This is a genomic window from Pseudoalteromonas sp. SR41-7, assembly GCF_014163935.1.
Classification (GTDB): domain Bacteria; phylum Pseudomonadota; class Gammaproteobacteria; order Enterobacterales; family Alteromonadaceae; genus Pseudoalteromonas; species Pseudoalteromonas distincta.
In genome coordinates, this window is sequence record NZ_JACJEF010000012.1 from 77,858 (window position 1) to 100,472 (window position 22,615).

Below are 22,615 nucleotides of genomic sequence, written 5' to 3' on the forward strand. Positions count from 1 at the left end.
AAATATCTCAGTTTATTTATATTTACTTTAAATGACGACCGCCATCAATAGGCAAAGAGCGCCCTGTGATGTAGTGGCTTTGTAATAGTAAATCAATGCTATTGATAATTTCTTGGCATCCGGGTTCAATGCCCATTAATGATTTTTTAAGGGTCTTAGCTCGATATTGTTCATCGTCATGTTCATTAAAAATAATGAGCGATGGAGCAACCGAGTTCACTTTTATATTTGGCGCATATTTAGCGCTAAACGATTTGGTTAGGTTGTCGAGTGCTGCTTTACTTGCTGCATAAGCTAAGTGTTTAGGGCTGCCTGTTTCAACTACATAATCAGTAAGATGTATTATATCGGCAGGTACTTTTTCCTTTTGCTGATAGTTTAAAAGCAGCTCTGCGCACATTAAATTAATTAAATACGGTGTTTTGGCATGTATCCGCATCATATTATCAAACAGTGCTGCAAAGTCAGGGTTGTTAGCTTCGCAGTCCCAGCTTGATGCGTTATGAACAATAGCGCGCAGCGATGTTGTATGCTCTTTAAGCGTATTTATAAATGTACTAATACCTTCATCGGTACTAAAATCGGCATAAATACATACAGCGCCTTGTTGCTCTAATTTATCAACAGCGGCGTGACGAGTACGATACGTGATAATAATACTCTGCCCTTGGGCTATATAATGCTGAGCGAGTGCTAAACCAATACGTTGGCCTGCGCCGGTAATTAAAATGGGCGATGTCATATAAGGCAGTGTTCTCTTTGGCGGGTAGTTATACCAATATAATTAAAAATATCATCATTTTATCGCTATTTCATAGGGCTATAATAGCTCACTAATTTAATGCAATTGGTATTATAAAATTCAAAGCGTTAATTTATTAAAATATACGCAGCTTCTTAATCTGTCGATCAAAAAAGCAATTAATCCTCAAAGGCATTAATTGCTTTATTTTAGCTACTAAACCTTAATCGTAAATTGTCGGAATTGGTTGACGCTTATGTTGTGTACGCGTGTAAATGCTTACAAGCTTTTGTTCAACATCATTAGACACAGGTTTACCTTCTAAAAAGTCATCAATTTGCTCATAGCTCAAACCAAGTGCTTCTTCGTCTGTTAAACCTGGGCGGTCACTTTCTAAATCAGCTGTAGGTGCTTTATCTACCAATAAAGCTGGCGCACCTAGCGCAGTAGCAAGTGCACGAACTTGGCGTTTTGATAAACCAAACAGAGGGGCTAAATCGCACGCGCCGTCACCAAATTTAGTATAAAAACCAGTAATGTTTTCAGCACTATGATCGGTACCCACTACTAGGCCTTGGCAAAAACCTGCAATTTCGTACTGAGCAACCATACGTTGACGCGCTTTAACATTACCTTTAATAAAATCTATTTGAGCTTGCTCAGGCAGTGCTTCACCACAGCCAACTACGGCAGCTATCGCTTGCTCATGCAATGCATCAGCCGCAGGTTGTACGTTTACGGTCATACGTTTACTTGGCTGAATAAAATCAACCGCCATTTGTGCTTCATCTTCGTCAGCTTGTACACCATAAGGTAGGCGCACTGCAATAAACTGATACTTGTCAGTATCGTGTTCTTTATTTAGCTCGTTTACAGCAAGTTGACATAAGCGGCCGCAGGTTGATGAGTCAACACCACCGCTAATACCCAGTACTAACGAGCGTGAATGAGCTGCTACCAAACGTGTTTTAATAAAATTAACTCGGCGAGTTATCTCAGCATTTACATCAATCGTTGGCTGAACCTTCATTTCAGCCATAATTTCGGCGCGCATTGCCAGCTCCTTATAAAATTTAATATGTGATACGCAATAAACTTATTATGTGATTTAGTTTTAGTTAATTAAAGTTTTAAATGAGCTTTTATTTGGCGAAGCTCTGCTTTTAATTTTTCTACTTCTTCAAGTAAATCGCTTAATTCTTTGTCTTTAATTACTTCGCTTGGTAGAGCAACGAAGGCATCGGCAGGATTATTTTGTTGTTCGCCAAATAAATGAATATATCGGCTGTCACGTTTACCAGCTTCACGCTCTAGCTTTGTGACGTACTCGCTTTCAATCAGTTTATTGAGCGCTGTCTCTACTTCATTTACGTTATTAAAATCAGCAAGTCTAGCACTGCGGGTTCTTAATTCACCAGGGGTTTGAGCACCACGCAAAAGTAATAAACAAACAATGGCACGCTGCTGAGCAGAAAATTGCAGATTACTAAATTCAGTGTTGCAAAAGCGGTGATCGTATTTATTTACGCGACCCGAAAGACCTTCATCTATTGTAACCAAACGCATTTCTATTAGTTCATCAAGTGCGTTTTGCACGTCTTCATCTGTAAGACTTAACACAGGATCGCGATTAGACTTTTGGTTACATGCGTTCACGAGAGCGTTTAACGATAGCGGATAATGCTCTGGCGTCGTGCTTTGTTTTTCTAATAGGCAACCAAGAATACGTTGTTGATTTGTTGATAACTGCATAAATAATCTCAAATTAGTAAGCGTATTTTATTAGCTTACACCTTTATTGAATGCCAAGCCATTGTTGAAGCTTTGGTTGTAATGCAGCTAAATCGAGAGGCTTACTTAAATAGTCGTTCATGCCTGCGGCTAGACATTTTTCTTTATCGCCCTGCATGGCATTGGCTGTTAGCGCAATAATAGTAATATTTTCATTATCTTTACCTGCATCACCTTCTCTAATGGCTTTAGTGGCTTGGTAGCCATCCATTTCGGGCATTTGGCAATCCATTAAAACTAGCTTATATGGTTTACCTTGTTTTGCATTGAGCTTTACAATTGCCTCAAGGCCATTTTCGGCAATATCAAAAGTAACACCCGCCTGCTTTAATAGCGCAGAGGCAACCACTTGGTTTATTTTATTGTCTTCAACAAGCAATAGTTGTGGTTCTGATGAATCGAGTACTGGCGCTTTAGTTAGCTTGTTTTGAAGCTGTGCTTGTTGCTGCTGTTGTTCAATGTATTTATCGTTTGTGAGTGAGTCAAACAAATCAGACGGTGTGAGAGGTTTGAAAATCATACAGTCGACTTCCATACCTACTTTAGACTCCTCAGACGAATAACTCATTGGCGCCATAATAACTAACTTGCAACTATGCATATTTATAAAGTTTTTAAGCGCGGTGATATGCGTTTGTGGGGCTTTTTCAAAAAAGTAGTAATCAACTAAAATAGCACCAGGGTGGGTGGTTACATTACTTAAGTAATCATCAACCTCAAGATAGTTATGTATACAATTAACTTTTGCACCCCAAACAGTGAGCTGCTTATTAGCGGTGTTAGCATTTAACGAGCACTCATCAATAATTAAAATATGTTTGTTTTTAATTAAATGACTCGGTAAATCTTGTTCTTTACTTAAGCGCGGTTGTATTTGTACTGTGAAAGAAAATGTACTTCCTTCACCTTGCATACTGTTTACACTCACTTCACCGTTCATCAGTTCGCACAATTGTTTTACTATGGCAAGGCCAAGCCCTGTGCCCCCAAATTGGCGTGTTGTTGAAGCATCGGCTTGTGTGAATGAGTCAAATAACGACGCTTGTTTTTTAGGGTCAATACCAATACCAGTATCAATAATCGAACATTGAAGGAACGAGCCATCCGTTGTTTCATCTATTCTGGCAGTAATGACTACTTCGCCATCAATAGTAAATTTAACCGCGTTGCCAATTAAGTTATTTAAAATTTGGCGCAAGCGGTTAGGGTCACTAATTATCTCGCTAACAGTTATTTGAGTAGCATCTAGGATAAGTTTTGTATTGTTTTGTTCTACCTTTAAAGCAAAGGATTCCACCACTTCGCCTAATAACCGAGGTAAATTAAATTGCACGTTTTCAATATCGAGCTTACCGGCTTCAATTTTAGAAAAGTCTAATATGTCATTAATTATATTAAGCAAAGATTGAGCTGATGATTGAGCAAGTTCTATATGATGTTTTTGCTGTAGGTCCAATTGAGTTTGCTTAATTATGTTAAGCATCCCTAAAACACCGTTCATTGGGGTGCGAATTTCGTGGCTCATACTCGCTAAAAATTCACTTTTAGCTTCAACAGCTTGTTCGGCGGTTTCTTTGGCAGAAACTAGTTTTTGTTCGGTTTCAATTCGCTGTTGGCTTGAGTGCAAGCTGCCTATTAACGCAGCAACGGCAATTAAAAAGCTTTCTTCGTTTTTAGACCAGTAGCGTTTTGATTGACATTGCTCTGCGCAGACGATTCCTATAGCGCCACTTCCTGCAGGGATTATTACGCACAGCATTGATTTAATCTCGAGAGTCATTAAATACTGTTCTTTAATTGGCTCGAGTATTGGGTGTTCTTGGGCGTCAGGCACATTAAATACAGGCTGGTGATCTATTGCATTAAAAAAGCCGGGAAGATTTTTTCTTAGCCAAATAGAGTCAATTTTATCACTAGACGAATGTTTACTATGTATGGCAAAAGGGCTTAGTTGGGATTTGTCTTCATTAAAAAACCAAATACTGGCACGTTTAATATCAAATGCTTGGCAGATTGCTTCAGTGATAATATCTTTCGATTGGCTCAGCTGCCCAGTTAATATTAATTTATTAACGGTCAGGGAGGCTAAAATTTCGTTGTGTAATGCGGTTTTATTATTTTCTAATTCAATTTTTTTACGGGTATCAATATTCTGTAATGAGCCAAAGATACGTGTGCATCGTCCATTTTTTCGTTCTGCTTCACCATGTACAAGTACCCAAACAGATTCACCTTCTTCATCCATTACTTCTAATTCAACTTCGTAGCTTTCACCATATTTTATGGCTCGTTCAATTAAAGGTTTAATTGTTTCTCTGCTAGTGCCTTTTTTAAAGTAATTTAAATCTTTAGGCCATTCTGGTTGGCTATTTAATGGGTATTTAAATAGTTTTTTGGTCATATCAGACCAATACACTTGTTTCGTTTCTAAGTTAAATGACCATGCGCCTATTTGGGCTAGATCACTCATTGCCTCAAGCATTTTTTCGTTTTGTTGCTGGCGATTAAGCATTTTCAAAAAGAATAAAAAGGCCCAAATTAATAACCCGCAAATAATTATAATTGATAGCCTAAGTGGCCATACAGCTGAATTTGGTGGGCTCCAACCTATTTTAGGTGCTACGTAAAGTTGCCAATTGCCACCTTGAAAGCTTAACGTAAACTCAAGGGGGTCTTGCTCTATTATGTTTTGATTACCGTAAAAAAACTCCCCTTTGCTGCCAAGTCCATGCCTGCCTTGTAAAGCGACGTTGTATTCTTTTTCTAGCTCATAAATACCTGAATTTTCATAGACTTTGTCAATGTTGAGAACAACTGAAAGTAATCCCCAAAAGCGATTATCTGACGGTATGTAAACAGGAACTCGGGCTATAAGTGCTATGTCACCTTGGATTAATTTTAATGGGCCAGCCATTACAATGGTATTTGTATCACGAGCTCTAATAGCATCAGCGCGTTGGTTTTTTTCTTCTAAAAAGTTTAAACCGAGTGCTTTTTCATTACCTTTTAAGGGGTAAGTCATACGAATTACCATATCGGGTGCGCCACCAATATTGCGAAGCTCATTTGAGGTTTTAAATAGTGGTTGGGCAATTTGTTCAAACTGTGTTTGCTGTAAATCAGGCTGCGCTGCTACGGCAACACCTAAGCCTCGAACTAGTTGGATATTAGAAACTAAAATAGATTCTAATTGAGCTCGATATGTACTTACTTCAGAAAGAATTTGTAGGCGATGAGCATCTTTAACACGATTGTAGTTAATACGATCAAGTACGATACCAACTAGTACAGTTAGCGTAAGCGATAACCAAAAGGTCAACTTAAAGTTATGAACGTTCGTTTTTTTATTGTTAGTAGATGGTGGCATTTGCTACATCGTGGCGTTAATTTAGGCAAATTAACTATAGCTAATTTATTACACAAATGAAAACGGCGCATTAACAAATGCGCCGTTTATTTTTTATAATTAGTAGTTTAGCGAGTTACGAGTCGCTAACTTCACGCGCCCAGTGATTTTGCTTTGCTACATGTAGCTTGCGGTAACCATCAAGTAGCGCCGCATGCTTTTTAAAGCCTTCAAGCGATAAACCAGGGAAAGTTAAACCGTTAAACTGCTTTTTACCTTCGGCAATTTCTATAGCCAGCGCTACATTATTAGCACCAAACATTAAGCCTAGTGCATCTTGGTAATCTGCGTATTCGCGCTCGTCATCGTATTTAATTTCAAGAACTGCTTTTAAACAGCGGAAGTGGCGCATTGCCTCTTCGTTTACTTGGCCTGTATGAAGTATCCAGTCAACCCAATCAATGGCTTCTTCGCTGCCTGCAGCTAAACATAGGTGTGCTTTAAGCTCACCTATACGCAGTGTGTGCCATGGTGTGTCGGCATCGGTTGCAAGGCCAATAAATTCTGCGGCGCGGATAATATCGCTGTGGCCTGCTTCTTCTAGGCTGTCGTAAATTTCCATCCATTGCTCTGCATCGTACTGATCAAGCGATAGGAATGTTTCGCGAAATTTTGCGCCTTCGTTGTTGTTACGCCAAATAAGCTCATCAACAGGGTAAATGTCAGACATGCCTGGTACTAAAATACGACACGCGTATACGTTTAGGTGCGTGTAATCCATGATGTAGATATCATGATCCATGCTATGAATTAGGTCAGTACAGAAGTTATATTCTTCTTCAGTTGTTCCGCTAAAGTCCCAGTGTACAAATTCAAAATCAGGTTTTGCACGGAAAAAATCATGCGAAATCAAACCGCTTGAATCAATAAAGTGCAGTTCAATGTTCTCTGGTGTTGCTACTTCATCGTTATCAAATGTTGCAGGTTGGAATACATCTAGCTGATCAAGACGTCGACCTTGTAGTAACTCAGTCACGGTACGCTCAAGTGCAACTTCAAATGATGGGTGAGCACCAAAAGAAGCAAATACAGAGCCATCTGTTGGGTTAATAAGCGTTACGCTCATTACAGGGTATTTGCCCCCAAGTGATGCATCGGCAATACGTAAATGAAAGCCATGGCTGCGAAGTTCTTCACACGCTTCGTGAATTTTAGGGTATTGCTTAACAACATCTTCAGGCACGATTGGTAAACAAATACCTTCGGCGATGATGCGGTTTTTAATAGCACGTTCAAATACTTCTGATAAACCTTGTACACGAGCTTCAAACTTGGTGTTACCTGCGCTCATACCGTTAGATACAAAAATATTACCGATAACGTTTACCGGAATGTATACGTCTTGGTTATCGCGTTGGCGTGTGTATGGCAGGGTACAAATACCACGATCGATATTGCCTGAGTTAAAATCAAAAAGGTGTGATGCGTTTAGTTCGCGCTCTGGGTCAAAGTAATCCCATAAGCTTTCATCCATAATGCCCTCTGGCACTTCATCGCCTTCAACTTTAAACCATTTTTCGCTTGGGTAATGAGTAAACTCGCCATTAGCAAATTCTTCACCTAGATAAAAGTCTGCAAAAAAGTAGTTACAGCTTAAGCGTTCAAAGTATTCACCGAGTGCTGAGGCAATAGATGCTTTGTCGGTTGCGCCTTTACCATTGGTAAACATAACACCGCAGTCGCTGTCTTTTATATGAACCGAATAACAGTTAGCTACAGGGTTAAGCCAAAGCGCTTCTTCAACATTAATGTTTAGGGCTTTAAGCTTGTTTTGCATGGTAGAGATTGACGATTCTAGGTCGCGGTCTTTACCTTTGATAAATGTTTTTTCAGTCATATTGATCTCAACTAGTTCTGCACGATGTGTGGAGCTGACATTATCGTGGATTTTGATGTTTATTTCACCCTTTGCGAGCAAGAACATTATTATTTAATAAAACTGTGGTTATTATATGTGCTTAACGCTTGGTCAAAACGTGCAAAGGAAACGGTGATGTTTAAAGTAATCAAACGCTTGTTGTTATTAATTGTGATATTAGGGCTGGCAAGTACCGCTGTTGTTTATGGGGTACTTAGTTTAAGTTTACCCGCCCTTGATGGAAACGGACGCAGTAACGCGGTAGTAGAGCCTGTAAAAATTTCGCGCGATGCACTAGGGCAAGTAGTAATAAACGCCAATAGCCGAAACGACGCTGCCTATGGTTTAGGTTATGCGCATGGGCAAGACCGATTTTTTCAAATGGATTTACTCAGGCGTAATGCCGCAGGTGAGTTAAGTGAATTATTTGGCCAAGCAGCGTTGGGGCTCGATAAAAAAATGCGTTTTCATCAATTACGTAAACGCAGCCAAATTATTTTACAAACCCTGCCAGAGACCGATAAGCAATTACTTAAAAGTTACGCTCAAGGTGTAAACGAAGGCTTAGCGCAAGTAGGGTATTCAAGCTTTGAATATTTACTAACAGGTGCAGCGCAAAAGCCATGGCAAAGTGAAGACAGCCTACTTGTGATATTTAGCATGTACCTTGATTTACAAAGCGCCACATTTGAGCGCGACCAAGCACTTATTCAAATTGAGCAAGCATACACAAAGCAAATGGTTGATTTTTTAACGCAACCGAGTAAATACCAAGCCGCGCTTGATGGCAGCAAATTAGCGCCTTATAACGGCGGCATACCTACCTTTCCAACTCAAACAAAGCATATAGTTAAAAGTATTGAAGCTAACCAAGAGCGCGGCAGTAACAACTGGGCTGTTACAGGGGCGCTTACTAAAACAGGGGCTGGTATGGTGTCGGATGATATGCATTTATCGATGGCAGTGCCTGTAATTTGGTACAGGGCACAATTAAATTACATGCACAGTGGTGAGCAGACTCAGGTAACCGGAGTATCGCTGCCCGGAGCACCAGCCATTGTTGTTGGCACTAACAACAATGTTGCATGGGGATTTACTAACGGTTATTTAGATACTGCCGATTGGATTGCATTAAACGATGATAGTAAAACATGGCAAGTAGATGAACCTATTGCATTACCCGATGGGGAGGTTGAAAACTATTCATTAATACTCAGTGAATACGGACCTGTAAAATATATTAACGAAAAACCTTATGCGTTGAGCTGGGCTGCCCATCAGCCTTATGCCGTTAATATGCAGTTATTAAAATTAGAGCAAGCCAAAACAGTAGATGATGCACTTACTGTAGCAAGCGATGTGGGCATTCCGGTACAAAACCTTATGGTGGTAGACAGCCTTGGTAGCGCAGCGTGGAAAAACATGGGCGGTATACCTGCTCGTAAAACGCCAAGTGAGCTTGGCGTAAATGCCGATGACTACTCAGCGCTTTGGCAGCAAAATGAACTACAACGCCCTTTTATTAAAAACCCGCAAAGCGGTCGATTATGGACTGGTAATTCTCGCGTGGTATCGGCTGAGGATGACGCGCGTTTTGGTAATGGTGGTTATGCACTCGGCGCACGTTCGAGTCAAATTCGCGATAGATTATTTGAAAAACAAACATTTGCTGAGAGCGACTTTTACGCATTACAACTTGATAATCAAGCTCGCTTTTTAATGCCTTGGCATGCTCTGCTATTAAAGCAATTAAAAGCCGATCAAACTAAAAATCAGCAATATATAACAGCGCTTGAAAACTGGCAGCAATGTGCGTGTTCAACTTCCACAGGGTATACCTTAGTTAAGCGCTACCGCGATGAAGTGATTAATATTTTATTTAGCAATATGGAAGATGAATTAAATAAACAACAAGGCACACTTAAATACGTAAAACGAGATTTAGAGCCCGCTGTTTGGCAGCTTATAAACAACAAGCCCGACGCATGGATAAACCCACAATTTAAAAGCTGGGATGAGCAGCTACAAGGAGCATTTAGCCAGACTATTACTAAGCTTACAGAACAGTTTGGTAATAATGTACAAAACTGGCAGTGGGGCAAGGTAAATGAGTTAGTGATAGAGCATCCGTTTGCAAAGCAAATGCCGTTACTTGCTAAGTTATTAAATATGCCCACAGCAGCGGGTTTTGGTGATAGTTATATGCCCGCCGTACAAGGGCGTAGTTTTGGCGCATCGCAGCGTTTTATTGCTCAACCTGGGCATTTAGAACATGCAATTATGGCTATTCCGGGTGGGCAATCGGGGCACCCTCTTTCTGAATTTTACAGAGCGGGGTTTAGTGATTACGTTGAAGGTAAGCATACACCTTTATTGCCTCAAGAATTAATACATCAAATAGTAATAAAGCCGACACGATGAACTAAAGTATAGCTAAACACGTTCTATATAATTACCAATAAAACAACAGAGAACTAAAATGAAAAAAATACTACCCGCATTAATAACAGGTTTATTACTAAGCACTACAGCGCAAGCAGATGATGGCCCAGTAACAGCACAAAAGCTCAGTGAGCATGTATACGTACTATTTGGGCAAGGCGGTAATATTGCAGCAAGTGTAGGTGATGATGGCATTTATATTATTGATGATCAGTTTGCCAAGCTCTCAGATGATATTAAAAAAACCATTAGCGATTTAAAACCAGGCAGTGCAGAGTTTGTCATTAATACTCACCATCATGGCGATCATACCGGTGGCAACGAGAACTTTGCTAAAGCGGGTGCGCATGTTATAGCGCACGACAATGTACACAAACGTTTAGAAGAGCAGCACGGGGAGGGGTCAGACTTTTTACCGCGCATTAGTTTTGGTCATGACTTAAAACTACATTTTAATAACGAACACGCCCATGTAGTGCATTACGAACATGCACACACCGATGGCGATTCGGTTATCTTTTTTAGTAACGACAACATAGTGCACATGGGCGACATTTACTTTAATTTTGGCAGCTTACCGTTTGTTGATGTAGATAGCGGCGGCAGCGTTGATGGTATTTTAGCGGCAGTAAACGATGTAGTTAATCAAATTGACGACAACACTAAAGTAATACCAGGACACGGCAAGGTAAGTGACCGTTCAGGACTGATAGCGTATGGTAAGCTAGTTCAAAACGCGAAAGACGTAATGCTAAAAGCAATGCAAAATAATGCAAGCTTAGAGCAAGTACTTAAAGCCGATCCATTGGCTGAGCTGAATCTTGAATACGCAGGCTGGTTACCAAAAGAGAAAGTAACCACACTTTTTTATCGTAGCTTAAAGTAGTACGCGTAACGTAAAAAACATGATACAAAGCTGAGTGTACTTTAACGTACATTCGGCTTTTATTTTCTTATGCCCAAAGGAGTTGTGTATGTCGGCAGAAAAAACCCATCTTGAAATTTGTAACTTAACCAGAGAGCAATATCCGCAAATTAAAACCTTGATGGATCAAGCGTATCCCGACTTAGGCGGTGCGTGGCCAAGTCATACCATTTTTAGATTAATAGACCAGTTTCCTGAAGGGCAAATAGGTATTGTGGATGACGGCGTGCTGGTGGGCTTAGCATTAAGCGTGCAGGTTGATTACACGCGTTTTTCAAACCCGCATACATACGAAGATATTGCAGACGGTCACGACCGTGTATTTAGCGATACCGACGGCGATGCGCTATACGGCTTAGATGTTGCTATTAGCGAAAGTCACAGAGGCATGCGTTTAGGTCGTCGCCTTTATGATGCCCGTAAAGAATTGTGCCGCCAATATAACTTACGCGCTATTTTAGCAGGTGGGCGTATTCCGCGTTATTACAATCACAGCAGTGAAATGACGCCAATGGAATACATTGCAAAAGTAGATCAAAAAGAATTATACGATCCTATTTTAAGTTTTCAGTTATCTAACGATTTTCAGGTAAAACGATTACTTAAAAAGTATTTACCGGAGGATCAAGAGTCTGTTGGTTACGCCACTTTACTTGAGTGGAATAACATCATGTATGAGCCAACCGACACGGTACTTGAGTCAACTAAATCAATCGTGCGTGTAGGTGCTGTGCAATGGCAAATGCGTTGTGTTGAATCGGTTGAAGAAATGCTAAAGCAGGTTGAATACTTTGTAGATACCGTATCTGACTACAAAAGTGACTTTATACTATTCCCTGAGTTTTTTAATGCGCCACTAATGGGGCTAGGGAATCAAAGTAATCAAACAGAAGCGATTCGCTATTTAGCGGAATACACCGAAACATTTAAAAATGCCATGTCGCGTATGGCAATAGAATACAACGCTAATATTATTACCGGCTCTATGCCACTTGCCGAAGATGATAAAATTTATAACGTAAGTTACCTATGCCATCGTAGCGGTAAAATAGACGAGCAACGTAAAATACACATAACCCCGCATGAGCAAAACGATTGGGTTATTCAAGGCGGCGATAAAATTGCCGTGTTTGATACCGATGCCGGTCGTGTAGGTATTCAAATTTGTTACGATGTAGAGTTTCCAGAGCTTTCACGCATATTGGCCAAACAAGGGTTAGATATTCTGTTTGTGCCATTTTGGACTGATACTAAAAACAGTTATTTACGTGTGCGCCACTGTGCACAAGCGCGTGCAATAGAAAACGAATGTTATGTGGTAATTGCAGGTTCGGTGGGTAATTTACCAGAGGTAGAAAGTCTTGATGTGCAGTACTCACAATCGGCGGTATTAACGCCATCGGACTTTTCGTTCCCGCACGATGCAACACTTAACGAAGCCACACCAAACACCGAAATGCTGCTATTTAGTGACCTTGATATGGATAAGCTTAAAATACTTCACAGCGAAGGCACAGTGCGTAATTTAAAAGATCGCCGCGAAGATTTATACGAAGTGATTGTTAAAAAGAGAGACGTTTAATGGCGTGGGTGTACTTAATTATTGCTGGGTTACTTGAAATTGGCTGGCCGATTGGCTTAAAAATTTCGCAAAACGCTGATACACGCTGGCAAGGCATAGCAATAGCGGTGGTATTTTTAGTCGCTAGTGGTTTTATGTTGTGGCTTGCACAAAGGCAAATATCAATGGGTACCTCATACGCCGTATGGACAGGTATTGGGGCCGCCGGTACGTTTTTAGTGGGAATATTGTTTTATAACGATGCAGCTACATTTGGTCGTATTGCGGGAGTATTAATGATTATTAGTGGTGTGATAACACTTAAAATAAGCTCTTAGAACCAGTTCTTAAAGCTATAAAAATTATAACAGCGCAGGTATAAAAGCCTGCGCTTTTTTATGCCCTTAATTCGGCAACATAACCAAAACAGCGGCAATGGCTATGAGTATTAAGCCAGCAGTATCTTGTTTCTTAAGTGGCTGCTTTAACCAAAGAACGGCAATTAGCATGGTAAAAAACACTTCAACCTGTCCAAGTGTTTTAACGTAAGCAACGTGCTGTAAGCTCATTGCACTAAACCAGCCAATAGAACCGACACAACTAAAAACACTAATAGCGGCTGTAGTGCCTTTGTATTGCCACAGTTTACTAAGTGTTTGCGGCTCTTTTAATAATAAATAGCCCAGTAGTATTAGTGTTTGTAAGCTAATTACAAACAGCAAAACCCAAGCTGCTGAGTGAGGAAATAATAATCCTGAGTTTAAGCTCGCTTCACGTACCCACAGCGATGTAAGTGCAAAGCAAGTACCACAAGCCAGTCCTAGTAATGCTGTTTTAGCATTAAAGTGTTTAACGCTTGTTATGCCGCTGAGTAGCAATACGGCAATAGCGCCAAAAAACACACCAAGCCAACCGAGTAAAGAAAGCGCCGAGCCAAAAAATAATACACCTAAAATGGCAGCTACTAACGCCTCGCTTTTGGCAAGACCAGCACCTACGGCGTAATTATTCATTTTAAATAGCTTAACCATTAAACCAGTGGCAAGTATTTGCATCACACTTGCGCCTACAATAAATCCCCAAAAGGCATTATTAAACGTAGGCATGGCTGTATCTTGATATTGATACAAACCATATAAATACACGCCAGCAATAGGGCCTGCAATAATAAAGCGAGAGAGTGTTACGCCAGCCACACTCACATCGTTACTTAATTTACTTTGCAGAGCATTACGCCATGCTTGCATGAAGGCGGCTAAAAAAGTGAAAAATATCCAGGTCATGGTCGTCATCGTTAAAATGTAAGGCAGTAAAGTTAACACGCCCTAGTAAAGCGATGCATTAACTATGATGTTGAATATTCATCATCTGCGACATTATGTCGCATGGGTTTTAGGATAAATTTAGCTATAGTAGGTCTGATGTTATTGTTAGCCGCCAGAGTTTGTCATAAAACGTATCTGGCGGCTTTTTTATTATGCTTATGCTAAATTATCCGAAACATCAAAAGGATAAATTATGACAACATTAGTTGTATGTGCATTACTTGCGGTATTAATGCCTTACTTTGCAAAAGTGCCGGTTGCTATAGCAATGGCAAAATTAGGTCGATACGACAATAAACACCCAAGGGCGCAACAAACAAAATTAACCGGCTTTGGTGCACGGGCGCTCTCTGCTCATCAAAACTGTTTTGAATCGCTTGCTGTTTTTGCTGTCGCTATTGCAGTTGTGCTGGGCACTAACTCTGTAGGTGCAGTGACCGAATCGCTAGCGGTTACGCATATTGTGTCGCGTATTTTGTATTGCGTATTTTACTATATGAACCTAGATATAATTCGTTCATTAGTGTGGTTTATTGGTTTGGGTACAGCCATTGCTATGATTGTGGTGAGTTTGTAGGTTTATATTTTAAAACCACAAAGCAAGCAGCCTAAAAGGGCGCTTGCTTTGTAGTCTTGAACAACTCGTGGCGTTAATGCGATACTTTAATTCGCTCAATTAAATCGGTAGGCGCCACTTCACTATTAATCGCAAAATCTAGTTGCACAAGTACATCTTCAAAACCTGAATCTGATGCTTTATATTTCCATTTTGCTAGCGCCTCTTTCGCTGATTTATCAAAAACATCTTTAGGTTTAGATTGAATAACACTAATATTTTTTGTTTTACCGTTAGCTGCAATATCGTATTTTAATACAACAGAGCCGCTGATCCCTTGTTGAGCTGCTTGTATTGGGTAAGCAGGTTCAATGCGTATTGTTGGTGAAATGTGATCCTCTTTAGTCATTGCTTCTGGTTGCTTTGCAATCGCTAATCCGCTTAGCATACTTGCTGCTACAAGCAATAAGCCACCTTTAGCAAACTTTGAACGCTCCCCGCTGTGTTTTATATTAGTTAGTCGTTGTAACATGGTTTTTTTATCTCCGTAGTGTGAATAAGCCATAAGTCCTGTGGGCGCATTTGCCGCGCAGTTTATTAAGGCTTTGCTATATAAAATATGTTGTTGTGTGGTTTTATTGCTAAGTACGCGTTCATCACAAGTCAGCTCTTGTAATCGGCGCATACTTGCGTAACAAAACCAAGCTAGTGGGTTAAACCAAAGTAAAATAGTAGGCAGTAATATAAGTGCGTTTGTTAAGTTGTCTTTGCGTTTAATGTGTACGTTTTCGTGCTCTAAAATAAGCGCTAATGTGGCTTTATCAAACTGGGTATTGTAGTTACTCGGTAACACCAGCTTGCTGTTTAAAATACCGACCACCATTGGCGTGGCTATATGTTGGCTGGTATAAGTTTTAACATCAGCGGTAAGAGTGCCTTCAAATTGTGTTAACTCAGTTAACTGCAGGCTTTTAACAAAGCGGGTATGCGTAATAAAGCTAGCTATTAATAACCCTGCGGTAATAAGTACATACATGAGCGCCCAGCTAATACCCATTTCGTGTGTAAAAGGCTGGTTGGGGGTGATTAAGTAGTGACTAATATTACTGTTTTGCAGTGGTTTAATTGCGTTTGGTAAATTAGCAATCACCAATGCCGCAGGTAATAGCCATGCTAATTTATATACAAACCGCGAGCCAAGGGCTTTTAAACCAAATCGCTCGAGTAAAATAAAACCACAAAACAAAATGCTTAATAGTAATTGCTGCTCAATTAACCAATTAAAACCAGTTTGAATAACCATGTTAATCCCTTACTTTTGGTTTTTTTCCCAGTCATCTATAACTTTTTTAAGCTCGTTTATATCTTGCTGAGAAAGCTGCTCCGATTTAGCAAAGCCACTCACAAGTGGCGCAATACGCCCACTAAAAAAGCGCTCAATAAAGTTTTGGCTTTCTTTTAGGGTGTAGTCGGCGCGCTCCATACAGGGAGTATAAATATATTGGCGACCTTCTTTTTCAAATGTAAGTGCGCCTTTTTTTACTAGTCGACCTAGCAGGGTTTTAATGGTTTTTTCGTGCCATTGCTTATCGTCGCTTAAGCGCTCAATTATTTGGCTCGCGGTGGCGGGGTAGTTAATCCAAAGTGCGTCGAGCACGTCAAACTCTGCTTTTGATAATTCAATCATCTTATCGCCTACAAGTGTAATCTTTAATTTGAGACTACACCTGTAATCTATTTTTGCAAGTTTATTTTTAACTTTTTGAGATATAGTTAAGTGACTTGGTATTAGATTTTTGAAATATCGTTTTTATTAATTTGTATATATTGGTTTTCAGGTAGGTTTAGCTTTGAAAGGGGGAGGTCACTAAATTGCACTCTAAATAAGTCAATTACTTTGTATCCGCAGTAATGCGCCATTTTACGTATTTGTCTGTTTAGCCCTTGTTTTAAAACAATATTAAACTGATTACTGGCTATTTTATTTACCTCACAAGGCAGGGTTATGTGTTTATCAACGGGTACGCCTGCTGCCATTTTTTTACAAAAATCATCGTCTAAAGGCTTATTTACGGTGACTAAATAATGTTTAGGCTGGTGGAAGTCAGGATGTATTAGTTGATTACAAAAATCCCCATCGTTGGTCAAAATAAGCAAACCGCGAGAGTCTTTATCTAATCGACCAATAGGGTAAACACGGGTGAGTGTGGGCAAATGGTGAATAAGGCTGGCAGGGTCATCAATATTTAATTTACAGTCAATACCTACTGGTTTGTGGTACGCAAAATAAACTAAATCGGCAGCACCTTTAATTTCTTTTTCGTTCACTATTATTGTGTCTTGCTCATCAACGTGATCTATATGATTTGCTGGGCGATTATTTACAGTCACTACACCTTCATCAATTAAACGCGATGCCTGTTTACGAGAACAAATACCTGCATGGGCAATATATTTAGCGAGTCGGATTTTTGTGCTCATAACGTGTGACGCCAGCGGCTAATAAAAATTTGATCGTGATTATAGCAAAGCTGCGTATCGATAATGTTAAATAACCAGAACTCAGGTTAAATATAAAAAGGTAGCCAAGATGGGTATTAAATTTTCACAGTTAAAAAAGCACGAACCGCTACAAAAAGTTATTGTTCACTCGTTAGATATGGCGCTTTATCAAGTATCAGTGATGATTAATAACGTTGAATATTATGTAACAGAAGACAGCGGTGAGTTTTTAAGAGCACTCAGCCCACTGCATGTACAAAAACGTTTTGAAAAAATAGCGTACGCACAGATGATGTTAAGGCAAACAAGCGCTTACGACGAAATGTGCGGTCAGCCAGAAAAAACCAGCAGCAATATGCTTGAAGTACCTTATGGTAAAAATAATCTGTATTGATGGTATGAGTTTGCTAATATTCGCTTTTTAAGAAGCGCAATATGTACCAATTACAAGCAGATCACTCCGACGCATTAAGCTCTATACTACGTAGTAAAATAGTTGAATTTAACGCCGAGCATTTTGATGCGCAAAGGCTGCCATTAGGCTATAAATTTACTGATGAGCAGGGCGAGCTTGTTGCCGGTATTAGTGGGTGTGTGTTTGGAAACTGGCTGATGATTAGTTGGCTTTGGTGTAGCTATAGTGCGCGAGGTAAAGGGCTTGCAGATAAACTGCTAACGGCACTTGAACAAGCAGCTATTGAGCTAGGTGCTACAACTGCTCAGCTTGATACACTTGATTTTCAAGCAAAACCCTTTTATGAAAAGCGCGGTTATAGTGTTAAGTATCAACTTAATAATTACCCACGCTCAGGTACGCGTTACTTTATGGAAAAACCACTTTAATTTTTGCTGGCTATTTTGCTTTTAGTGGCTCGCCTTCAAAGGTAATACCTAAAAAAGGTGTTGCCTCTGGTGCTAACATAAACGTGCGAATGTTCATGTGATCATCCCCTTTAGGGTTTTGCAGAACGTCTTCTCGGTAAAACTTACCAAAACAATCCAACGTATTTTGTTTACTTAAATCGTTTAATTTAGCAAATGCAAAAATTTTACACGAGCCGTTGTTCTCACTCGCAGCGCTAAGTAATCCATGGTTATTAAAGCCACATGCAGTAAAGTCGTAATTTGCTTCTATCACGGCCATTGTATCGGTAAATTGAATGCTTTTTGGGTTTTCAGCAAGTGCTTTTAAATAGTTATTTAGTGTCATGTGTTACCTTTGGGTTTTTAATTATTTAGCGCTCAACTCTAGCTCATCTGTTTGCTGATTTATATTGAATTTAAATCGCGATAAAAAGTTCATTCCTAGCAAACCTTGCCCACGGGTGTTTTCAATGCTCAACACTTCAAAACCATAAATAATTTGCGAGCCCACTTTAAACGATTCAATTTGATAACGCTTTACAACAATTTGACCATTAGCTGTGTTTACCGTTACATCACCTAAATATAAAGGTTGTGGCGAAATTTGCTCAATTATACTTGTAGGTAGTGAGGTTACGCTTGCGCCTGTATCAATCATTAGTTCGGTTGATAGGTTATTATTTATTTCGGTGTTTATTAAGTAATGCGCGCCATACGGCGTTAAAGCAACGAAGTCGTCTTGCGATTGTGCTTTATTGATCATCGCTTGCAGTGTTTGCACTTGGCTTTTTAGATTGTGCTGGTTTGGCATTCGATCAAGGGTTGCTTGTGCGCTAATTAAATCGCCTTGCTGATAGTAGGCATACGCAAGCGGATATAAAAACTGCGCGTTATCGCTTTTATAATCAAGCCAAATTTGTGTTTGCTCAATAATAGCTTGCCAATTTTGTTGCTCAGTTAATGTGTGTAATTCGTTTTGAGTGAGCGTACTTAAACGTGTATTTACATTACTTTGCTGATCAGCAGGTTGTAATGAATTAAGCTCAAATAAAGCAATAATGGCGTTTTGTGTTTGCTCGCTATTTATTAAATACTCAACCTGTAAATTAAGTAACTCTACGTTATAAGGGCTGTTATTTAATAGCGCATTGAGAAATGACTCGCTGAGTAATAAATTGCTATTTAGCCATGTTTTAAGCTGCACTAGCCACGATGAATAAAGGTTTTTTGCGATTTCTGGATTGCTGTTTTTAAGTTGTTGATAGCTACTAAGTGCGGCTTCAAATTGGTGTTGTTTAAACTGCTGCTTTGCCGTGTTTAGTAACGTATTTTGTTGTTTAGGCGATATGCTTTTTTCAGCACCTTGCGTTTTTTGTACTTTGGTTGGCGCGGGCTGCGGCCACAATAAATAAGCGTTAAGGCTAAGTGAGCCAATTAATAGCAAGGTAATTAGCTTGGTATAGTGGCTCATTGTGACCTCTTATTTAATGCAATTGGTATTATTTAATAAAGTGCGTTAAGGCATGAATATTGGCTATTTCAATATCAGCCAGCCCTTTATAAGCATAATTGGCGCCTTGATCGTTTAACCATACCGATTGGCAACCGGCATTATTTGCGCCTTGTACGTCGGTATCTAGGCTATCGCCAATATGTAAAATTTCACTTTTAGCAACGTTTAAGTGCTCGGCGGCTTTATCAAATAAGGTGCTGTGAGGTTTTGCTTTACCGTGCATACCGGCTTGTAACACGAGTTCAAATTTATTGTGTAAGTTAAAGCGTTCAATTTCAACATTACCATTAGTTATAGCAACCAGCGTAAAGTGCTGAGCTAAGTTATCTAGCAGCTTTAGTACGTCGTCGGTTACCACTATTTTACTGCGCGCATCGGCAAAGGCGTTGTAGGCAGCATCGGCATGGTACTCTACCTCTTGCTCGTTCAAATCTAGTTTAGCAAGGGCTAAGCGCAATGTATGTTGGCGCCATTTAGTGACGTTATCAGCAAGTTCAGGTAACTGTAATACGGCTTCATTGCGGCATTGTTGCCAGTATTTTTGGCCTTGGGCTAAGTAGCTAGGGAGCGCGTTTAAATAATCTTGCTGCGCTTTAACCGCTGCTTTTATAATGGGGTGATTGTTGTAAAGAGTGTCGTCTAAATCAAAGCTCATGACAGAAAATGGCTTAATAGCACGATTAAATCGGATCATATTTATTTACCTAATCAGTTCGTTTTTTTGCACGAGGGTGAGTGTTGTCGTACACCTTGGCTAAATGTTGAAAATCTAAATGCGTATACACTTGTGTAGCCGACAAACTGCTGTGCCCTAGTAATTCTTGCACAGCGCGTAAATCACCAGATGATTCTAAAATATGTGACGCAAACGAGTGGCGCAGCTTATGCGGATGAACCTGCGAGCTAATACCTTGTTTTATTCCCCACTCTTGCATGCGTAGGCGCACTTGGCGAATCGAAATACGGTTTTTTTGGCTACTTAAAAATACTGCTATTTCATCGGGCTTTGCAAACTGAGGGCGTATTGTGAGCCATTTTTTTAATGCGTCTAACGCTTTTTTGCCCACCGGAATTAATCGCTCTTTATTACCTTTACCACGCACTAAAATTTCACCATTGGCAGCGCTAATATCTTGCATGTTAGCGCCAACTAACTCGCTTATACGCAGCCCTGATGAATACATTAACTCCATCATTGCTTTATCTCTAATTGCGAGAGGTTCGTCGTCGGGTATTTCGAGCAAGCGTGCCATTTGATCTACATCGAGATTCTTAGGTAGGGGCTTTGCAAACTTAGGGCCTTTTATACCTATTGCCGGATTATGGTAATGCGATTGCTCGGCAATATTTTTTGCTTTTAAAAACTTATATAAGCTGCGAATACAACTGAGCTTTAAGCTAATTGTACGGCCACTTAATTGCTTTGATCGCAGTGCCATGCTGTAGCGGCGAATATGTTCGCCTTTTACGCCAAACCAGTCATCACATAGTTTGCTAAAATAAAGGGCTGCAAAGCCAAGTTGGCTTACGTATTGATTAACTGTGTGCGCTGAATATTGTTTTTCAAACTTTAAATAATCGCTAAATAGCGTTATGGGTGTACGCCAGTGGTCGCTTAGCGCGGTAATATTAGGCGCATCGTCACTCATGCTAGTTTTTGTAACCGCAGGTGTAATGCGTTTATAAAGTCGAGCACAAACAGGTTATCTTGCGCGGGCTCAAAATGGTTTACGTTATTGCTACCAAACGCCAAAATAGCGATAGGGTGCTTGGTGTCGCCAATTAAATAAATAGCGACGGATTGTGTATCTTCACTAAATAATTGTTCGCGCTCTTGTTTATTAATTCGCCCTAAATAATGCCCAGAATGGGTAAGGCGATGCGCAATAAGCTCGTCGTACTCGGGATTATATTTTACTAATTTGCAGTCGTTAACATCTTCACTTGAGCAGATTATATTGCGTAGATTATTTGCAAGAGTGTCAAAGTCGTCATGATTCCAAAGCTGGCGATGACATTGGCTAAACAAACGATATACGAGCTCGTTTTGCGTTGCATGCTTGCTCATAGCATCTATTTGGCTTTTTAAAAGCGTGTTGTGCTCGCGTAATTGACGTTGCTGAATATGTACTAGTGACGTTGCACCTTGAGCTTGCTGTTGCAGCTCAAGTTGTGCGAGTAGCTCGGGGTGATGAACTAAAAAGTCAGGATGTTGCTGTAAGTAATTAATAATCTGCTCTGTACTTAGCTCGCTCATAGTGCTACTTGTCCGTCGAAAACATGCTCTGCGGGACCAGTCATGCGTACCGGGTGACCTTCACCACTCCAGCGCACTTGCAAAGTACCGCCCGGCAAATCTACTTGAACGGTTGTTGATAGTTTATTTTGCATATGACCAATCACCATCGCTGCACATGCACCTGTGCCACAGGCTAGGGTTTCGTTAACGCCGCGCTCCCACACTCTTAGCTTAATGTGTTCTTGCGATACAACCTGCATAAAGCCAATGTTCGCTTTTTGGGGAAAGCGTTCATGGTTTTCAAGTAATGGACCCAATATATCAACTTGCGCGGTGGTTACGTCGTCAACCTCTAGCACGCAATGCGGGTTACCCATAGATACCGCGCCACTAAATACAGTGTGTTCTTGCGTTCTAATAATATAAGTAAGCTCGCGTTTGCTGGCTTTTAACGGAATTTTACTTGGCTCAAAATTAGGATGGCCCATGTTAACAGTTACTTGACCGTCTTTTTCTATGTAGAGCGTTAAGTTGCCCGACTTAGTCGATACACTAATTTTGTGCTTGTTAGTAAGGCCTTTCATGCGTACAAAGCGGGCAAAACAGCGTGCGCCGTTACCGCATTGTTCTACTTCGGTACCATCGGCATTAAAAATTCGATAATGAAAGTCGAGATCAGGTGAATATGGTGCTTCAACCATCAGCAATTGGTCAAAGCCAATGCCAAAGTGGCGATCTGCCAGTTTTTTGATTTGGTCTCGCGACAAAAAAACATTTTGTGTAATGTTATCAATCACAACAAAGTCGTTACCTAAGCCGTGCATTTTGGAAAAATTAACTAACATAGCGCTCTAATTCGGTTTTGCTCTGTGCTAATCATGCCACAGAGCA

The 22,615-nt window shown here is 40.2% G+C and carries 22 protein-coding genes; 7 read left to right on the forward strand and 15 right to left on the reverse strand.

What is annotated here, in order from left to right; all coding sequences use genetic code 11:
- Nucleotides 1-22 precede the first annotated feature (22 nt).
- The 5 genes from folM to ycaO all read right to left on the reverse strand — a co-directional run bounded on the left by folM (nucleotide 23) and on the right by ycaO (nucleotide 7,776).
- A complete protein-coding gene (gene folM, locus H5092_RS15495; RefSeq protein WP_182733903.1) occupies nucleotides 23-742 on the reverse strand; it encodes a dihydromonapterin reductase in 720 nt (239 codons plus the stop codon).
- Nucleotides 743-965: 223 nt separating this feature from the next.
- Nucleotides 966-1,796: an ammonia-dependent NAD(+) synthetase gene (nadE, locus tag H5092_RS15500; RefSeq protein ID WP_024589633.1), complete on the reverse strand. Its 831-nt coding sequence runs from the start codon at nucleotides 1,794-1,796 to the stop codon at nucleotides 966-968.
- A 68-nt stretch (nucleotides 1,797-1,864) separates the two neighbouring features.
- Nucleotides 1,865-2,494, reverse strand: a complete 630-nt coding sequence (locus H5092_RS15505) for a YceH family protein (protein ID WP_182694489.1) — start codon at nucleotides 2,492-2,494, stop codon at nucleotides 1,865-1,867.
- A 43-nt stretch (nucleotides 2,495-2,537) separates the two neighbouring features.
- A complete protein-coding gene (locus tag H5092_RS15510) occupies nucleotides 2,538-5,900 on the reverse strand; it encodes an ATP-binding protein (protein WP_182733905.1) in 3,363 nt (1,120 codons plus the stop codon).
- 115 nt (nucleotides 5,901-6,015) lie between these two features.
- Complete coding sequence (gene ycaO, locus H5092_RS15515) at nucleotides 6,016-7,776, reverse strand: 30S ribosomal protein S12 methylthiotransferase accessory factor YcaO (protein ID WP_024595461.1); 1,761 nt, start codon at nucleotides 7,774-7,776, stop codon at nucleotides 6,016-6,018.
- 156 nt (nucleotides 7,777-7,932) lie between these two features.
- On the opposite strand from ycaO, the gene H5092_RS15520 reads away from it, so the two are divergent.
- The 4 genes from H5092_RS15520 (at nucleotide 7,933) to H5092_RS15535 (ending at nucleotide 13,063) form a co-directional block, all read left to right on the forward strand.
- Nucleotides 7,933-10,218, forward strand: a complete 2,286-nt coding sequence (locus tag H5092_RS15520; protein ID WP_182733907.1) for a penicillin acylase family protein — start codon at nucleotides 7,933-7,935, stop codon at nucleotides 10,216-10,218.
- A gap of 58 nt (nucleotides 10,219-10,276) precedes the next feature.
- A complete protein-coding gene (locus H5092_RS15525) occupies nucleotides 10,277-11,125 on the forward strand; it encodes an MBL fold metallo-hydrolase (protein WP_039486908.1) in 849 nt (282 codons plus the stop codon).
- A gap of 88 nt (nucleotides 11,126-11,213) precedes the next feature.
- Nucleotides 11,214-12,746: a bifunctional GNAT family N-acetyltransferase/carbon-nitrogen hydrolase family protein gene (locus H5092_RS15530; RefSeq protein WP_024595458.1), complete on the forward strand. Its 1,533-nt coding sequence runs from the start codon at nucleotides 11,214-11,216 to the stop codon at nucleotides 12,744-12,746.
- Nucleotides 12,746-13,063, forward strand: coding sequence for a multidrug efflux SMR transporter (locus H5092_RS15535; RefSeq protein WP_002962354.1), 318 nt, complete (start codon nucleotides 12,746-12,748; stop codon nucleotides 13,061-13,063). The genes H5092_RS15530 and H5092_RS15535 overlap by 1 nt, the downstream gene beginning before the upstream one ends.
- Nucleotides 13,064-13,129: 66 nt before the next feature.
- Here the strand turns inward: H5092_RS15535 and H5092_RS15540 are convergent, their stop codons facing one another.
- Nucleotides 13,130-14,008, reverse strand: coding sequence for a DMT family transporter (locus H5092_RS15540; protein ID WP_182696179.1), 879 nt, complete (start codon nucleotides 14,006-14,008; stop codon nucleotides 13,130-13,132).
- Between the two features lie 235 nt (nucleotides 14,009-14,243).
- Between H5092_RS15540 and H5092_RS15545 the strand changes: the two genes are divergently transcribed.
- Nucleotides 14,244-14,627, forward strand: a complete 384-nt coding sequence (locus H5092_RS15545; protein WP_182696178.1) for an MAPEG family protein — start codon at nucleotides 14,244-14,246, stop codon at nucleotides 14,625-14,627.
- Nucleotides 14,628-14,700: 73 nt separating this feature from the next.
- On the opposite strand, the gene H5092_RS15550 is transcribed toward H5092_RS15545, so the two are convergent.
- The 3 genes from H5092_RS15550 to H5092_RS15560 all read right to left on the reverse strand — a co-directional run bounded on the left by H5092_RS15550 (nucleotide 14,701) and on the right by H5092_RS15560 (nucleotide 17,087).
- Complete coding sequence (locus H5092_RS15550) at nucleotides 14,701-15,909, reverse strand: TonB family protein (RefSeq protein WP_182733909.1); 1,209 nt, start codon at nucleotides 15,907-15,909, stop codon at nucleotides 14,701-14,703.
- A 9-nt stretch (nucleotides 15,910-15,918) separates the two neighbouring features.
- Nucleotides 15,919-16,293, reverse strand: a complete 375-nt coding sequence (locus H5092_RS15555; RefSeq protein ID WP_007377323.1) for a BlaI/MecI/CopY family transcriptional regulator — start codon at nucleotides 16,291-16,293, stop codon at nucleotides 15,919-15,921.
- 101 nt (nucleotides 16,294-16,394) lie between these two features.
- Nucleotides 16,395-17,087, reverse strand: a complete 693-nt coding sequence (locus H5092_RS15560) for a pseudouridine synthase (protein WP_182733912.1) — start codon at nucleotides 17,085-17,087, stop codon at nucleotides 16,395-16,397.
- Nucleotides 17,088-17,196: 109 nt separating this feature from the next.
- Between H5092_RS15560 and H5092_RS15565 the strand changes: the two genes are divergently transcribed.
- Both H5092_RS15565 and H5092_RS15570 read left to right on the forward strand, forming a co-directional pair.
- Nucleotides 17,197-17,502 carry a DUF6482 family protein gene (locus H5092_RS15565; RefSeq protein ID WP_182692772.1) on the forward strand — a complete coding sequence of 102 codons (306 nt, stop codon included), beginning with the start codon at nucleotides 17,197-17,199 and terminating at the stop codon, nucleotides 17,500-17,502.
- A gap of 41 nt (nucleotides 17,503-17,543) precedes the next feature.
- Nucleotides 17,544-17,951, forward strand: a complete 408-nt coding sequence (locus H5092_RS15570; RefSeq protein WP_182724828.1) for a GNAT family N-acetyltransferase — start codon at nucleotides 17,544-17,546, stop codon at nucleotides 17,949-17,951.
- 10 nt (nucleotides 17,952-17,961) lie between these two features.
- Here H5092_RS15570 and H5092_RS15575 read toward each other — a convergent pair whose 3' ends face one another.
- From H5092_RS15575 to dapF, 6 genes are read right to left on the reverse strand one after another with little or no spacing between them, the layout of a single operon-like run.
- A complete protein-coding gene (locus H5092_RS15575) occupies nucleotides 17,962-18,318 on the reverse strand; it encodes a HopJ type III effector protein (RefSeq protein ID WP_002960998.1) in 357 nt (118 codons plus the stop codon).
- A 21-nt stretch (nucleotides 18,319-18,339) separates the two neighbouring features.
- The gene (locus tag H5092_RS15580; protein WP_182733915.1) at nucleotides 18,340-19,443 is read right to left on the reverse strand and encodes a retroviral-like aspartic protease family protein; all 1,104 of its coding nucleotides are present in this window, start codon (nucleotides 19,441-19,443) and stop codon (nucleotides 18,340-18,342) included.
- A gap of 28 nt (nucleotides 19,444-19,471) precedes the next feature.
- Nucleotides 19,472-20,179 carry an HAD-IA family hydrolase gene (locus tag H5092_RS15585; protein WP_024594612.1) on the reverse strand — a complete coding sequence of 236 codons (708 nt, stop codon included), beginning with the start codon at nucleotides 20,177-20,179 and terminating at the stop codon, nucleotides 19,472-19,474.
- Nucleotides 20,180-20,189: 10 nt separating this feature from the next.
- Complete coding sequence (locus H5092_RS15590; RefSeq protein ID WP_182733918.1) at nucleotides 20,190-21,134, reverse strand: tyrosine recombinase XerC; 945 nt, start codon at nucleotides 21,132-21,134, stop codon at nucleotides 20,190-20,192.
- Entirely contained in the window at nucleotides 21,131-21,742 is a 612-nt protein-coding gene (locus H5092_RS15595) for a DUF484 family protein (protein WP_182696170.1), read from the reverse strand. The genes H5092_RS15590 and H5092_RS15595 overlap by 4 nt, the downstream gene beginning before the upstream one ends.
- Nucleotides 21,739-22,569, reverse strand: coding sequence for a diaminopimelate epimerase (dapF, locus tag H5092_RS15600; RefSeq protein WP_002960987.1), 831 nt, complete (start codon nucleotides 22,567-22,569; stop codon nucleotides 21,739-21,741). The genes H5092_RS15595 and dapF overlap by 4 nt, the downstream gene beginning before the upstream one ends.
- Nucleotides 22,570-22,615 lie beyond the last annotated feature (46 nt).